This window comes from Metapseudomonas boanensis, from assembly GCF_018704125.1.
GTDB lineage: Bacteria > Pseudomonadota > Gammaproteobacteria > Pseudomonadales > Pseudomonadaceae > Metapseudomonas > Metapseudomonas boanensis.
This window is the reverse complement of the sequence record NZ_JAGTIS010000003.1, coordinates 193936-208879: the sequence shown is the minus strand read 5'-3', so window position 1 is coordinate 208879 and position 14944 is coordinate 193936. Positions and strand designations below refer to the sequence as shown.

The 14944-nt window shown below is 63.2% G+C and carries 15 protein-coding genes; 8 read left to right on the top strand and 7 right to left on the bottom strand.

What is annotated here, in order from left to right; all coding sequences use genetic code 11:
• On the bottom strand, nucleotides 1-618 hold the full coding sequence (gene lolB, locus J7302_RS08490) for a lipoprotein insertase outer membrane protein LolB (protein ID WP_215372822.1): 618 nt from the start codon (nucleotides 616-618) through the stop codon (nucleotides 1-3).
• A 3-nt stretch (nucleotides 619-621) separates the two neighbouring features.
• The gene (locus J7302_RS08485; RefSeq protein ID WP_215372821.1) at nucleotides 622-2352 is read right to left on the bottom strand and encodes a tetratricopeptide repeat protein; all 1731 of its coding nucleotides are present in this window, start codon (nucleotides 2350-2352) and stop codon (nucleotides 622-624) included.
• Between the two features lie 185 nt (nucleotides 2353-2537).
• Here J7302_RS08485 and hemA point away from each other — a divergent pair, with 185 nt between their 5' ends.
• From hemA to J7302_RS08455, 6 genes are all read left to right on the top strand, one after another.
• The gene (gene hemA / locus J7302_RS08480; protein ID WP_215372820.1) at nucleotides 2538-3812 is read left to right on the top strand and encodes a glutamyl-tRNA reductase; all 1275 of its coding nucleotides are present in this window, start codon (nucleotides 2538-2540) and stop codon (nucleotides 3810-3812) included.
• Nucleotides 3809-4891 carry a peptide chain release factor 1 gene (gene prfA / locus J7302_RS08475; protein ID WP_215372819.1) on the top strand — a complete coding sequence of 361 codons (1083 nt, stop codon included), beginning with the start codon at nucleotides 3809-3811 and terminating at the stop codon, nucleotides 4889-4891. The genes hemA and prfA overlap by 4 nt, the downstream gene beginning before the upstream one ends.
• 2 nt (nucleotides 4892-4893) lie before the next feature.
• Nucleotides 4894-5724, top strand: coding sequence for a peptide chain release factor N(5)-glutamine methyltransferase (prmC, locus tag J7302_RS08470; protein WP_215372818.1), 831 nt, complete (start codon nucleotides 4894-4896; stop codon nucleotides 5722-5724).
• Entirely contained in the window at nucleotides 5718-6473 is a 756-nt protein-coding gene (locus J7302_RS08465; protein ID WP_215372817.1) for a molybdopterin-synthase adenylyltransferase MoeB, read from the top strand. The genes prmC and J7302_RS08465 overlap by 7 nt, the downstream gene beginning before the upstream one ends.
• Nucleotides 6466-7260 carry a glutamate racemase gene (gene murI / locus J7302_RS08460; protein ID WP_215372816.1) on the top strand — a complete coding sequence of 265 codons (795 nt, stop codon included), beginning with the start codon at nucleotides 6466-6468 and terminating at the stop codon, nucleotides 7258-7260. Before J7302_RS08465 ends, murI begins: the two co-directional genes overlap by 8 nt.
• Nucleotides 7261-7362: 102 nt before the next feature.
• Nucleotides 7363-7884 (top strand): acyloxyacyl hydrolase, encoded by a 522-nt coding sequence (locus J7302_RS08455; protein WP_215372815.1) that lies wholly within the window; start codon nucleotides 7363-7365, stop codon nucleotides 7882-7884.
• Between the two features lie 200 nt (nucleotides 7885-8084).
• Here the strand turns inward: J7302_RS08455 and phrB are convergent, their stop codons facing one another.
• The 5 genes from phrB to J7302_RS08430 all read right to left on the bottom strand — a co-directional run bounded on the left by phrB (nucleotide 8085) and on the right by J7302_RS08430 (nucleotide 12756).
• Nucleotides 8085-9509: a deoxyribodipyrimidine photo-lyase gene (gene phrB / locus J7302_RS08450; RefSeq protein WP_215372814.1), complete on the bottom strand. Its 1425-nt coding sequence runs from the start codon at nucleotides 9507-9509 to the stop codon at nucleotides 8085-8087.
• A 10-nt stretch (nucleotides 9510-9519) separates the two neighbouring features.
• Nucleotides 9520-10467, bottom strand: a complete 948-nt coding sequence (locus J7302_RS08445; protein ID WP_215372813.1) for a MerR family transcriptional regulator — start codon at nucleotides 10465-10467, stop codon at nucleotides 9520-9522.
• A 2-nt stretch (nucleotides 10468-10469) separates the two neighbouring features.
• Nucleotides 10470-11438, bottom strand: a complete 969-nt coding sequence (locus J7302_RS08440; protein WP_215372812.1) for a YbgA family protein — start codon at nucleotides 11436-11438, stop codon at nucleotides 10470-10472.
• 132 nt (nucleotides 11439-11570) lie between these two features.
• A complete protein-coding gene (locus J7302_RS08435) occupies nucleotides 11571-11723 on the bottom strand; it encodes a TIGR02450 family Trp-rich protein (RefSeq protein WP_394359079.1) in 153 nt (50 codons plus the stop codon).
• 49 nt (nucleotides 11724-11772) lie between these two features.
• On the bottom strand, nucleotides 11773-12756 hold the full coding sequence (locus tag J7302_RS08430) for an NAD(P)/FAD-dependent oxidoreductase (RefSeq protein WP_215372811.1): 984 nt from the start codon (nucleotides 12754-12756) through the stop codon (nucleotides 11773-11775).
• A gap of 197 nt (nucleotides 12757-12953) precedes the next feature.
• Here J7302_RS08430 and J7302_RS08425 point away from each other — a divergent pair, with 197 nt between their 5' ends.
• Together J7302_RS08425 and hemH are read left to right on the top strand one after the other, a co-directional pair.
• Complete coding sequence (locus J7302_RS08425) at nucleotides 12954-13862, top strand: TIGR01777 family oxidoreductase (protein ID WP_215372810.1); 909 nt, start codon at nucleotides 12954-12956, stop codon at nucleotides 13860-13862.
• Nucleotides 13862-14887 (top strand): ferrochelatase, encoded by a 1026-nt coding sequence (gene hemH / locus J7302_RS08420; protein WP_215372809.1) that lies wholly within the window; start codon nucleotides 13862-13864, stop codon nucleotides 14885-14887. The genes J7302_RS08425 and hemH overlap by 1 nt, the downstream gene beginning before the upstream one ends.
• The last annotated feature ends 57 nt before the right edge of the window (nucleotides 14888-14944 follow it).

Sequence of the window (14944 nt, the reverse complement as noted above, 5' to 3'; positions counted from 1 at the left end):
TCAGATACCGAGCTGGCGCGGCTGCCAGTCCTTGATCACGAGGGTGATGTCCAGGTCTTCGCCTTGCAGTTTGATGCGATCGGGTAGGGAATAGCCTTTCTGTTCGACATAGCTGATGTACTGCACATGCCAGCCGTCCTGCTCAAGGCGTGCCAGGCGGCTTCTGCCGTCCAGCGTCAGGCGGCTGCGGCTATCCGGGGCGGGAAGTCCGCGGACCCACCAGAGCAGGTGGGACACCGGCAGGCGCCAGCCAAGTTGTTCTTGCAACAGGGCTTCTGGGGACTCGGCCTGGTAGCGGCCCTGGTTGGCGACCTCCAAGACGATTTCCCCGGGACGCCCGGTCAAGCGGGCGGCGCCTCGCCCTAAGGGGCCGGACAAGCGAATGTCGTAGTAATCCTGGCGTTGCAGCCAGAACAATGTGCCGCTGCCGGAATCGCGCGGTGCGCGGATGCCCACCTTGCCGCTGATCTGCCAACCGTCGAGGGCGCTGACCTGGGTCTTGTGGGCAGTCCATTTGGCTGGGTCGCCCTGGCCTTCGAGTGTTTCGCGGGAGGTGAAGCCGGCGCAGCCGGTGAGCAGGAGCAGGGCGCCGGCGGCCAGGAAAGTACGTAAACGCATGTGTCAGAGGGTTCCGGAACCAGTCAGGCGTTGAAGGGTGTCGCGCAGGATGGCGCTGTCGGGCTGTTTTTCCAGGGCGTCGGCCCAGACCTTTCGTGCCTCGATCTGCTTACCCTGAGCCCAGAGCACCTCGCCCAGATGGGCAGCCACTTCGTGGTCGGGGAAGTTCTGGAGGGCTTGGCGCAGCAGGCGCTCGGCCTCGCTCAGGTTGCCCATGCGGTAGTTCACCCAGCCCAGGCTGTCGAGGATCGCAGGATCGTTGGGATTGAGCTGGTGAGCTTGCTCGACCAATTTCTTGGCTTCGTCATAGCGCGTCGTGCGGTCAGCCAGGGTGTAGCCGAGGGCGTTCAGGGCCATGGCGTTTTCCGGCTCGCGCTCGATGATGAAACGCAGGTCCTTTTCCAGTTGAGCGAGGTCGTTGCGCTTCTCGGCCAGCATGGCGCGGGTGTAAAGCAGGTTGAGGTCGTCCGGGAACTGCTCCAGTGCTTGCTGGATGACGTTCCAGGCACGCTCGGGCTGCTGGCGCTTGGATAGGCTCTCGGCCTCGATCAGGTAAAGCTGAATGGCGTAGTCGGGCTGGGCTTCACGTGCCTTGGTCAGGCGGTTCTCGACTTCGTTGGCGCGGCCGCTCTGCAGGAGAATCTCGACCTGACGCACCTGTGCCGGCAGGTATTCGTTGCCAGGGCCGACCAGGGCGTACTCGATCAGCGCACTTTCGTTGTTGCCTTGTTTCTCGTAGGCCTGACCGAGATTGAAGTGGGCGGCGTCGACGTGGCTGCCTCGCTCGACCAGTTCTTCCAGGTAGATCTGTGCTTCTTCCCAGGCTTCCGCTTCCATGCAGACGAGGGCCAGCGAGTAGCGCAAGTCGTCGTCATCGGGAAATTGCTGTACCAGGGAGGAGAACTCGGACTTGGCCTCCTCGAGCTGGTCCTGTTCCACCAGCATGCGGGCATAGGTCAGGCGCAGGCGCTTGTCGTCCGGGTGTTGCTTGATGCCTTTCTGCAGCAGGGGCAGGGCTTCTTTGCCGCGATCCAGGCTCTGCAGCAGACGGGCGCGCAGCAGGATGGGGGCGATCTCTTCGTCGTTGGCAGGAATGCCTTCGAGCAGCGTCAGGGCTTCTTCGGTCTGGCCGTCCTGCTGCAGCAGCACCGCCTTGCCGAACACCAGTTGGCTGTTGTCGGGGTACTTGGCCAGCAGGCGATCGAAGCTCTGCATGAGGCCATTGCGGGTTTCAGCATCGGTCTCGACGGCGGAGAGCGCGAGAAAGTCGAAATGGGTGTCGCCCTGGCCTTGCAGCACCTTCTCCATGTAGGCCATGGACTCGTCATAGCGGCCGGCGCGTGCCAGCTGCACAGCAGCCGCGCGCTGGGCATCAAGGTTTTCTGGAGCGTTCCTGGCCCAGATAAGGGCGGTATCCAGGGCGGCCTGTTCGGCGCCCAGGTACTCGGCAATGCGGAAGGCTCGCTCGGCCACGCCTGGGTCCTGGGTCGCGTTGGCCTGTTGTACATAGTTGCCGAGGGCGATGTCGAAACGGTTGCGTTGGCCGGCCAATTCCGCTGAAAGCAAGGCGAACAGGGCTTCACGGCTGAAGGAGCCGTAGACCTCGGGCTTGGCGGGTGTACTGGCTTGGCTCTCATCCTCCACGGGCGGGGTGCCGTCTGGAGATTTGTGAGTCAAGTTCTGGCAGCCGCCGAGGAGGAGGAGGGCGGCCAGCAACGCAAGGGATCTATTCATAAGGGAAGAGGCGACTTACCAGCGGTGGGGCCATCATGACACAAGCCTTGAGTCAAGCACATGGGGCGCGGCCCTGTGCGCTGTGGTTGAAAACCTGTTCGATGCGACAATTCTCCACGGTAGTTGTTCTCGTTCTAGTGAAGTAGGACAATTGCGCGCCCTTCCGATTCAGTTAGCGACCCTGCATGGCCTTTCTTGCTTTAGGTATCAACCATAAGACCGCCTCGGTGGATGTCCGCGAACGCGTGGCTTTCACTCCTGAGCAGCTGGTTGAAGCCCTGCAGCAGTTGTGCCGCGTCACGCCCAGCCGCGAGGCGGCGATTCTCTCCACCTGCAACCGCAGCGAGTTGTACCTGGAGCAGGACCAGCCCTGCATTGACGAAGTCCTCGCCTGGCTGGCCGGCTATCACAATCTAAGCCTCGAAGAGCTGCGTGCCTGCGCCTATGTTCATCAGGACGATGACGCGGTACGTCACATGATGCGCGTAGCTGCCGGGCTCGATTCGATGGTGCTGGGTGAGCCGCAAATCCTCGGTCAGATGAAGTCCGCCTATGCCGTGGCCCGCGAGGCGGGTACGGTCGGGCCGCTGCTCGGTCGGTTGTTCCAGGCCACCTTCAGCACCGCCAAGACGGTGCGGACCGACACCGCCATCGGCGAGAATCCGGTTTCGGTGGCGTTCGCTGCCGTGAGCCTGGCCAAGCAGATCTTTGCCGACCTGCACCGCAGCCAGGCGTTGCTGATTGGGGCCGGCGAAACCATCACCCTCGTAGCTCGCCATCTGCACGAGCAGGGCGTCAAGCGCATCGTGGTCGCCAACCGGACACTGGAACGCGCCAGCATGCTGGCCGAAGAGTTCGGCGCCCACGCGGTGCTGCTGGCCGATATGCCCCAGGAACTGGTCAACAGCGACATCGTCATCAGCTCCACCGCGAGCCAGTTGCCGATTCTCGGCAAGGGCGCCGTCGAGCGCGCACTGAAGCAGCGCCGGCACAAGCCGATCTTCATGGTGGACATCGCCGTCCCACGCGATATCGAGCCGGAAGTCGGTGAGCTGGACGACGTCTACCTCTATACCGTGGATGACCTGCACGAGGTGGTCGCGGAAAACCTGAAGAGCCGCCAGGGCGCGGCCCAGGCCGCTGAAGAACTGGTCGGCGCCGGGGTCGATGACTTCATGCAGCGGCTGCGCGAGTTGGCCGCAGTGGATGTGCTGCGCGCCTATCGCCAGCAGGCCGAGCGTCATCGTGATGATGAACTGGCCAAGGCCTTGCGCCTGCTGCAGAACGGCAGCTCGGCCGAAGAGGTCCTGGCTCAGTTGGCCCGTGGTCTGACCAATAAACTGCTGCACGCCCCCAGCGTGCAGCTGAAGAAACTTTCCGCCGACGGGCGCTTCGATGCGCTGAGCGTGGCCCAGGAACTCTTTGCCCTCGACGAGGGCTCGGATAAACGTTCGCAATGAAAGCTTCCCTGCTGAACAAGCTCGATCTCCTCCAGGACCGCTACGAGGAACTCACCGCCTTGCTGGGCGATGCCGAAGTCATCAGTGACCAGGGCAAGTTCCGCGCGTATTCCAAGGAGTTTGCCGAGGTCGAGCCGGTGATCCTGGCGTTCCGCGAGTTCCGCAAGGTCCAGAGCGACCTCGAAGGGGCCCAGGCGCTGCTCAAGGACAGCGACCCCGACCTGCGTGAAATGGCCGAAGAAGAAGTTGCCCAGGCCCGCGAGCAACTGATCGAATTGGAAAATCGCCTGCAGCGCATGCTGCTTCCGAAGGACCCCAACGACGGTCGCAACGTGTTCCTCGAAATCCGTGCCGGCACAGGTGGTGATGAGGCGGCGATCTTCTCCGGCGACCTGTTCCGCATGTATTCGCGCTATGCCGAACGCCAAGGGTGGCGGGTCGAGATACTCTCGGAAAACGAGGGCGAGCACGGCGGCTATAAAGAGGTGATTGCTCGGGTCGAAGGCGATAACGTCTACGCCAAGCTCAAGTTCGAGTCTGGCGCACATCGCGTGCAGCGGGTGCCGGAAACCGAATCCCAGGGCCGCATCCACACCTCGGCCTGCACGGTGGCCGTATTGCCCGAGCCGGACGAGCAGGCCGCCATTGAGATCAATCCGTCCGACCTGCGCGTGGACACTTACCGATCTTCGGGCGCCGGCGGCCAGCACGTTAACAAGACCGACTCCGCTGTGCGGATCACTCACCTCCCCTCCGGGATAGTGGTGGAGTGCCAGGAAGAGCGTTCCCAGCACAAGAACCGCGCCAAGGCCATGGCCTGGCTGGCCGCCAAGCTGAACGACCAGCAGGAGGCCGCTGCACACAAGGAAATCTCCGAGACCCGCAAGCTGCTGGTGGGCTCCGGTGACCGTTCCGAGCGCATCCGCACGTACAACTACCCGCAGGGGCGAGTCACCGATCACCGCATCAACCTGACGATCTACGCTTTGGATGACGTCCTGGCCGGCGGTGTGGAAGCGGTCATCGAGCCACTGCTCGCCGAGTACCAGGCGGACCAGTTGGCGGCCTTGGGAGACTGAGCGTGACCATCATCGCCAGCCTGCTCAACGCCGCCCAACTGCCGGATTCCCCCACCCCGCGCCTGGACGCCGAACTGCTGCTTGCAGCCGCCCTCGGCAAGCCGCGCAGCTTTCTGCACACCTGGCCCGAACGGGTGGTGGCCAGCGAGGCCGCAGAGCGTTATGCGGGGTATCTTCAGCGGCGTCGTGCCGGCGAACCGGTTGCCTATATCCTCGGCCACCAGGGTTTCTGGAGCCTGGACCTGGAAGTGGCGCCGCATACCCTGATTCCCCGTCCTGATACCGAACTGCTGGTGGAGACCGCTCTGGCACTGATCCCGGCCACCCCGGCGCAGGTGCTGGACCTGGGGACCGGCACTGGCGCCATCGCGCTTGCCTTGGCCTGTGAGCGTCCGGGCTGGAGCGTTACCGGCGTTGACCGGGTGGCGGCGGCCGTCGAACTGGCTGAACGCAACCGCTCGCGCCTGCAGCTGGACAACGCCCATTTCGCGGAGAGTCATTGGTTCTCTGCGTTGGGTGAGCAGCGCTTTAATCTGATCGTCAGCAATCCACCCTATATCGCCGCGAAGGATCCGCACCTCGTCAAAGGCGACGTGCGTTTCGAACCCTCCAGTGCGCTGGTTGCAGGCTGCGACGGTCTGGACGATATCCGCCAGATCATCCGCGAAGCGCCGCAGCACCTGCAGCCTGGCAGCTGGCTGATGCTCGAACACGGCTTCGACCAGGCTGCTGCCGTGCGTGATCTGCTGGTCCGGCAAGGTTTCCATCAGGTGGAAAGCCGGTGCGATCTTGGCGGCCACGAACGTATTTCCCTTGGACAATGGCCATGCTGAGCGACCAGGAACTCCTGAGGTACAGCCGGCAGATCCTGCTGCCGCAAATTGACGTCGACGGGCAATTGCGCCTCAAAGCGGCGCGAGTCCTGATCGTCGGACTCGGCGGGTTGGGTTCCCCTGTCGCCCTCTACTTGGCCGCTGCCGGTGTGGGTGAACTGCACCTGGCCGATTTCGATAGCGTTGACCTGACCAACCTGCAACGGCAGATCATCCACGACAACCTGAGCCTGGGGCGCAGCAAGGTCGAATCGGCTATGGCGCGTCTGACGGCGATGAACCCGGAAGTCCGCCTGGTGCCGCATACCCGCGCGCTGGACGAGGACGCCCTGGCCGCCGCCGTGGGCGCTGTCGACCTGGTGCTGGATTGCACCGACAACTTCGCCACACGTGAAGCGGTCAATGTCGCCTGCGTCGCAGCTGGAAAGCCGCTGGTGTCGGGTGCTGCCATCCGCCTGGAAGGCCAGCTTTCGGTCTTCGATCCCCGCCGCGAGGACAGCCCTTGCTACCACTGCCTCTACGGACACGGCAGCGAGGCTGAGCTGACCTGCAGCGAAGCCGGTGTAGTGGGGCCTTTGGTGGGGTTGGTGGGTAGCCTGCAGGCGCTGGAAGCACTCAAGCTGCTGGCCGGTTTCGGCGAACCGCTGGTGGGTCGCTTGTTGCTAATCGATGCGTTGGGTACCCGCTTCCGTGAGTTACGGGTCAAGCGCGATCCGGGCTGTGAGGTCTGCGGAGCGCGGCATGCCTGACGCGGCAGCAATCGGGGTATTCGACTCGGGCGTCGGCGGGCTCTCGGTTCTGCGCGAGATACGCGAACTGTTGCCGAACGAGTCCTTGCTTTATGTGGCCGATAGCGGCCATGTGCCTTACGGTGAGAAGAGCGCCGAGTTCATTCGCGAGCGCAGCCATTGCATTGCCGAATTCCTCATCGACCAAGGCGCCAAGGCCCTGGTGCTGGCCTGTAATACCGCCACCGCCGCAGCGGTGGCGGACCTGCGTGAGTGTTATCCACAGCTGCCGATCGTGGGTATGGAGCCGGCCGTCAAGCCCGCTGCGGCCGCTACCCGCAGCGGTGTCGTCGGCGTCCTCGCCACGACAGGCACATTGAGGAGCGCCAAGTTCGCGGCCTTGCTTGACCGGTTCGCCAGCGATGTGCGGGTGATTACCCAGCCGTGTCCGGGGTTGGTCGAACGGATCGAGGCAGGCGACCTGGTCGGGGGCCAGACGCGAACACTGCTTGACCAATACGTCGAGCCGCTGCTGGTCGAGGGCTGCGATACGTTGATCCTCGGCTGCACCCACTACCCCTTCCTTCGGCCGCTGCTGCGTGAAATGGTGCCCGCCTCTGTTAGCCTGGTCGACACCGGGGCGGCGGTAGCTCGTCAGCTACAAAGGCTGCTGGAAGCGCGGAATCTGCTAGCCGACGGCGATGCCAGGCCTTGTCGATTCTGGTCGAGTGGGGATCCGCTCGCGATGCAGGAAATCCTGCCAGTGTTGTGGGGCGAGCAGGCTGACGTAAAGCGGTTTCCTTGCTGATGGAAATCTCCGGTAGCTTATTTCCACTATTAAAAAGCTACCTATAATTGCTGACAGGTATTACCGCTTTTTGTCAGCACTTCCAGAATAAGGACTGTTTTCATGAAGAAGATGATCTGCTTAGCCGCGGCTGCGGCACTTTCCATGGGGTACCTTGCTAACGTTCAAGCCGCTGGGGTTTCCCTCGATATTGGCCAGACGGGTGATTCCAGCTCCAACACGGTTTACCGTTTGGGCACGCAGTTCGACTTCTCCAGCAAATGGTTCCAGAGCGACGTGGGGCACGTGGGTGGATATTGGGATGCTGCCTACACCTACTGGGAGGGTGGCGAGTCGGCCGGCAGCCACAGTATTTCTTTCACACCAATGTTCGTTTACGAGTTTGCCGGGGAAACCATACGTCCCTATGTCGAGGCGGGTATTGGCGTAGCCCTGTTTTCCAGCACCGAGCTGGATGATCATGACATCGGCACTTCCTTCCAGTTCGAAGATCGCATTGGCGCCGGCCTGCGTTTTAACAACCAAGAACTGGGCCTGCGCGCCATGCACTACTCCAACGCCGGCATCAAGCAGCCGAACGATGGGATAGAGACGTATTCGCTGCACTATCGCCTGTCGTTCTGAGGCGAAACTGCGCAAAGGAAGACCGGGCGATCTGCCCGGTTTTTTTATGAGAAAAGCCCGCGGGGGGGGGGCGAGTTCACTCGCCAAGCCGGTCGCGGGCCTGCCTGCAATCCCTCGACCCCACCCCGCTCCGAAAGGATTTAAAAAACTCCGCTGACGCTGTTGCTCGCAGTAGAACGCAGCACAGGAAGTCGCTCGTGTCAGACCTCCGCCAACTGCTTGAAGGCCGACAGCGCTCGTTCGCGGCTCTTTTGGAGATCCACGATCGGCAATGGATAGCCCTGCACGCTGAACAAGCCGCCCAGGCGGGCCGGGTTGTGGATATCGCGCTTGTCGAGATGCGCCAGTTCGGGGACCCAGTGACGGATGAATCGGCCTTCCGGGTCGAACTTCTCCGACTGGCTGATGGGGTTGAAAATGCGGAAATAGGGCGCGGCGTCTGTGCCGGTCGAGGCGCTCCATTGCCAGCCGCCGTTGTTCGCGGCGAGGTCTCCGTCGATCAGGTGGCGCATGAACCAGCGCTCGCCCTCTCGCCAGTCGATCAGCAGGTTCTTGGTCAGGAACATCGCCACGACCATGCGCAAGCGGTTGTGCATCCAGCCGGTGGCGAGGAGTTGGCGCATGGCCGCGTCCACCAGCGGGATGCCGGTGCGTCCTTGCTGCCAGGCGTTCAGATCCTCTGGCGCGTGGCGCCAGGGCAGGGCTTCGGTTTCCTGGCGGAAGGCCCGGTGACGCGATACGCGCGGATAGCCCATCAGTATGTGTTTGTAGAACTCCCGCCAGAGCAGCTCGTTGATCCAGGTGACAGCGCCGGGGTTGCCGCTGTCGAACTCGCCGCGATTGGCCTGCAACGCCGCGTGCAGACATTGGCGTGGCGAAAGCACGCCGGCCGCGAGGTAGGGCGACAGTTGGCTGGTGCCGGGCTGCGCCGGAAAGTCGCGTTGACCCTGGTACTGCCAAAGCTGCTCTTCGGCGAAGGCTTCCAGGCGGTCTCGGGCGACCCGTTCTCCGGCCGGCCAGAGGTTGCGCAGAGACTCGAGCGGTGTGGCGAACCTTTCAACCCGCTCAGGTACAGGGTCGCTCGGGATATCCATATCGGCCTGGGCCTTGGGCGTAGGCAGGCAACGGGGTATGGCCGTATGCAGGCGCTCGTAGCAGACCTTGCGGAACTGGCTGTAGACCTGGAAGTAGCCACCGCTACGGGTCAGCACGCTGCCGGGCTTGAAGAATAACTGGTCGAGATGGCTGTGCAGGGTGATGCCTTCGTCGGCCAGGCGTGCGGCCACCAATCGGTCGCGACGGACTTCGTGGATGCCGTACTCCTCGTTGACGTGCACGGCTGCGATGCGCTGCTCATGGCTCAGCTCGGCCAGCGCGCGCGGTGCCTCGGCCCAGTGATCGGCCCGGCGGATCAACAGCGGCACGTTGAGCGCACGCAAGGCTGTGGACAGTTCGGCGAGGTTGCGCAGCCAGAAGTCCACCTTGCTCGGGGCATCGTCATGGGCCTGCCACTGACCGGGTGTGATCAGGTAGAGCGCAAGGGTCGGACCGGCGTCCAGTGCCGCATTCAGAGCGGTGTTGTCCTGGGTGCGCAGGTCGCTGCGGAACCACATGAGTTGGCGCATGGGGCGGTCCTTATCGATTGTGCAGCAGGCCGAGCTCGGCCAGTGCTTCCACCGCGGCCAGAGGATCGTCGGGGCAGGTGGGGGGGAGCTTGTCGTTGTTCTGGGCCTGAACGATCTCGCGATGGATGGCGGCCGCTGGCCCAGCCAGCAGGATCGGGCAGGTGGAGTTGTTGAGTAGACGCGGCAACCCGTCAGCGCTCAGCGTCTGGCTCGAATAGAGCAGCAAGGCGCGTGGCTCGATGCGCGCAATCGCCAGGGCCAGCTCAGCCGGTGGCACCGGCCAGTCGAATACTTCCACCGGACAATCGCCGCTGCTGGCGAGCCAGGCGGTGAGCCAGAGGCCCGGCTCCATGGGCAGCTCGGAGAAGTTGATCAACAGGAGTGGCGCGCCGGTGCATTGGCGGTTGTTGTGGTAGAGCCGGGTGCCCAGTCTGCTACGCAGCCAGGAGTAGAGGAAGACGCGCTCCACCTGCGCGCCGAACTGGCATCGCCAGCGCAGTTCCAGCTCTGCGAGCAGCGGTTGGAGCAGCTGACGATAAAGCGTGCGGGGTGGGTAGAGCGCCATGGCGCTGTTGAAACGCTCATCCAGCTGACGCTCGGAGAGCGCGCCGATGGCATTCAGCAACTGGCGACGCTGATTGTCCCAGAGCGAGTCCGGCTCGGATTCAGCTTCGATCGTCGGCCGTTTGGCCTTCAGCAGCCCCTTGACCTGGCCCACCGCGACGCCGCGATTGAGCCAGGTGAGGATCAGCTGGATACGCGCGACTTCGTCTTCGGCATACAGCCGGTGACCCTTGCTGGTGCGCAACGGTACGATCAGTCCGTAACGCCTTTCCCAGGCACGCAGGGTGACCGGGTTGACCCCGGTGCGGCGCGCCACTTCACGAATCGGCAGCAAGCCCCTGGCGAGGGCGGCCTGGTACTCAAGTTCGGTCGGGATATCGGGAGTCTCGTCCATGGCTAGATGGCATTGCGCAGGCTGAGTTCTTCCGGGTGCGGCTGCAGGTAGGCCTGCTGCGTGATGTACTCGTCCGGGTGGCTACTGAAGTGATGCTTGAGCAGGGTCATGGGCACCACCAGCGGGACGATGCCGGTTCGGTACTGGTCGATCAGGCGCTGGATTTCGGCTTTTTCCTGGGGACTGAGGTGCCGCTTCAGGTAGCCAGTCAGGTGTTGGAGGACATTGCTGTGGGTGCGCCGGGTGGCGCATTTTTTCAGCGCCGCCATCAGGCCTGAGAAATAACGGGGGCCGACTTCCTCCGGATCGTGCTGGCCGATGCTGGCAAGCAGGCGGCCAAGTGCCTTGTATTGCTCCGGATCATTGGCAAGGACCTGGTACTTGTAGCGCGAGTGGAATTCGATGATCGCGCGGCGCGTCAACCCGTTGGAGCAAAATACTTGCCATTGCGCGTAGGCGAAGACGCGAGTGAGGAAGTTTTCTCGCAGGACCGGGTCCATGAGTCGGCCGTCTTCTTCCACCGGCAGATCGGGGTGCCGCGCACAGAAGGCTCCGGCGTAGATGCCGCGGGCGCCGCCCTCGGCGGTGTGGCCGTTCTCGCGGTAGACTTTGACCCGTTCCAGGCCACAGGAAGGCGAGCGGTGCATGAAGATGTAGCCGCTGATGCCGTGCAGCTCACCGGCCATATGTTCGCCGAACTCGGCGAGCGCCTTGGTGACATCCCGTTCGCGCTTCAGCGTGCCCACCGCGCGTGGTGCGCTGGGGTCACCGATCAGGCGAATGGGCTCGCGCGGGGTGCCGAGGCCGATGGCGACCTCCGGGCATACCGGGACGAAATCGAAGTGCTGGGCGAGGTCGCGGCTGCACAGGCGCGATTCCTTGTGACCACCGTTGTAACGCACCGGGTCGCCGAGGAGGCAGGCGCTGATGCCGAGTTTGGGACGCTGCGGAAGGCTGAACGCGGTCGTCATGGCACTGTCCTTGAACGTAACTTGTACAGAATTAATTTCATGTACAGATTTTTAAATCATAGGTCGTGATCTGTACAGATAAAAGTTTTGTACAGGCTTTGTATTGGTTTTTGGTGTTCAGCGCCAGCCGGGTTACCAGCGTTCGGCGTCGCTCAGGTCATGCCAATCCAGGCGCTGGACGCGCTTGGTGAGCACCGCTTCGATTTCCACGAATAGCACGTTGTCGAGCTCATCGCGGACCAGTTCAGTGACCAGAAAGTGTGTTTCACGGTTGGACGACCTCACGGCCGTCCATTTGGGGGGAGAAGCTTGTTGGGATTGATGTGCAGCGTGCTCACAGGTGTTCAAGCAGCCGGCGAGCTGCTTCCTGGCCGCTGAGCCAGGCACCTTCCACGCGGCCTGACAGGCACCAGTCGCCACAAGCGTAGAGCCCGAGGTCGGCATCGGCCAGCGCGCCCCATTGGTGGGCCTGACTTGGCCGCGCATAGAGCCATCGGTGCGCCAGGCTGAAGCTGGGGGCGGGCACGGCGCAGCCGATCATTTCAGCGAAGGCGCCGTGGAGGTGTTCGATGACCACTTCTTTCGGCAGGTCCAGGTGCTGTTTGCTCCAGGCATTGCTTGCATGCAGGACCCAGGTGTCGAGGCCCGCTTCGCGGCCGGGCTTGGAGCGGTTGCGTGCGACCCAATCGAGCGGGTTGTCCTGCACGAAGCAGCCCTCGACGCGCGTGTCCAGCGGCGTGTCGAAGCCCAGGGCGACGGCCCAGACCGGCTCCATGGCGACGCTGGCAGCTGCACCGGCAAGCTTGGGTGCCGCAGCGAGCAATGCCGTGGCCTGCGGTGCCGGAGTGGCGACGATCACATGGCTGAAGGGGCCATGGCTGAGGCCTTCCGCATCCTGCAGCCCCCAGTGGCGTTCGCCATGGAAGACCTCGGTGATGCGGCAGGCGAAGCTGACCGGAAGCGCCCCGAGCATGGCTCGGGTGATGGCACTCATCCGTGGCGAGCCGACCCAGCGGATCTGTTCGTCAGGGGAGGGCAGCAGTTGGCCGGCGGCAAAGTTGTAGAGACTGGGCGACCATTCGGCGACCCAGCCGCGATCCCGCCACTGCTTGACCATTTCGGCGAAGCGGCGGTCGCGGGCCGTGAAATATTGCGCGCCAAGATCCAGGGAGCCGGCGTCGCTGCGCTTGCTGGACATGCGACCGCCGCTGCCTCGACTCTTGTCGAAGAGTTCTACATGCTGCCCGGCAGCGTGGAGCGCCTGGGCGGCGGAGAGTCCGGCAATACCGGTACCGATGATGGCGATGGGTGCACTCATGGTCTACCTCGTTACCTATGATTACAGGCTACGCTTTAGACAATACCTGTACAAGAATGTTGAATTGTATAGGTTGATCGGTTCCAATCGCGGTCGTCTGAAATTCTGACGGCGGGTGCACATGAAAAAGGCACGTCACAACGTCATAAACCAGACTAGGGCGATAAGTGCAGTTAGCGCCATGCGAGGAAGATGCCATGCACATATTGCTGACCGGCGGTACTGGTCTGATTGGCCGCGCGCTCTGTCGTCGTTGGCTCGCCGAGGGGTATGAGCTGACGGTGCTCAGCAGGCGTCCGCAGAGTGTTGCCAGCCTGTGCGGAAGGAGCGTGCGCGGCATTGGCCAGTTCAGGGACTACGGCGACGACCCGCTGGACGCGGTGGTGAACCTGGCCGGCGAACCCATCGCCGACCGACCCTGGACTCACAAGCGCAAGGCGCAGCTCTGGGCCAGCCGCATCACTCTGACCGAGCAATTGCTGGAATGGCTGGCGGGGCGCACGCAGAAGCCGAGTGTGCTGCTTTCCGGCTCGGCAGTGGGCTGGTACGGCGATGGTGGCGAGCGCGAGTTGACGGAGGAGTCGCCGTCCGTGACGGACGATTTTGCAAGCCAGCTTTGCATCGCCTGGGAGGAGACTGCGCAACGTGCCGAGGCACTGGGCATCCGTGTGGTACTCGTGCGCACCGGACTGGTGCTGGCGCCTGATGGAGGTTTCCTGAAACGTATGTTGCCGCTGTTCAAGTTGGGGTTGGGCGGTCCGGTTGGCAGCGGGCGCCAGTGGATTCCATGGATTCATTTGCAGGATGAAATCGCCCTGATCGATTTTCTCTTGCGGCGAGAAGACGCTCGCGGTCCCTATAATGCCTGCGCGCCGCGGCCGGTGCGCAGTCGCGACTTCGCCAGCAGCCTGGGCCGGGCGCTGGCGCGGCCGGCATTCATGCCGGCCCCGGCTTTCATTTTGCGCCTGTTGCTGGGCGAGCTGTCCGGCCTGCTATTGGGTGGGCAGCGGGCCATGCCGGCTCGCCTGCAAGCGGCGGGTTTCACTTTTGCGTTTACCGACCTGGACACGGCACTCGGCGATGTGCTGAAGCCTAAGGATGTTTGATGACTGATCATGCACTGCTGCTGGTCAACCTCGGTTCACCTGCTTCCACTTCGGCGGAGGATGTTCGCGCTTACCTCGACCAGTTCCTGATGGACCCCTACGTGGTGGACCTGCCCTGGCCACTGCGCCGCCTGCTGGTGTCGCTGATCCTGATCAAGCGCCCGGCCCAGTCGGCCCATGCCTATGCCTCCATCTGGTGGCCGGAAGGCTCGCCGCTGATCGTGATCAGTCGCCAACTGCAGGACGCGGTGCGCGAATACTGGCCGCATGGGCCAGTGGCACTGGCGATGCGCTACGGCCAGCCATCCATAGAGTCCGAATTACTCAGCCTGGCCAAGCAGGGTGTCAAGCGTGTGACCCTGGCGCCGCTCTACCCCCAGTTCGCCGACAGCACCACCACTACGGCAATCGAGGAGGCGCGGAGGGTATTGCGCGCCCATGACCTGAAATTGCAGGTCAACCTGGTCGACCCGTTCTACGACCAGCCGGACTACCTCGATGCCCTGGCGGCCAGTGCCAAACCGTATCTGGACCAAGGCTTTGACCATCTGCTAATGAGCTATCACGGCCTGCCTGAGCGTCACCTGCACAAGACCGACCCGACTGGCTCCCACTGCCTGAAGGGGGCAGATTGCTGCCAGCGGGCGCAAGGCCAGATTCTCGCCAACTGCTACCGCGCGCAGTGCTACAAGACCAGCGAGGGCTTCGCCAAGCGCGCCGGGCTGCGGCCGGATCAGTGGTCAGTATCGTTCCAGTCTCGCCTTGGTCGCGCCAAGTGGATCGAGCCCTACACCGAGACCCGCCTCGACGAGCTGGCCAAGAGAGGCGTGAAGAAGCTGCTGGTGATGTGCCCGGCCTTCGTCGCCGACTGTATCGAGACCCTTGAGGAGATCGGTGACCGCGGGCGCGAGCAGTTCATCGCCGCCGGTGGCCAGGAGTTGGTACTGGTGCCCTGCCTGAATGCCCAGCCGCAGTGGGCCTCTGCATTGGCGGCAATTTCCGCGCGCGCTTCCCGACTGCTCTGATCGGGCCCACATCAGTCAGGGGGCAGCCTTTGCATTCGCCTCGCCAATAAGGCGGAG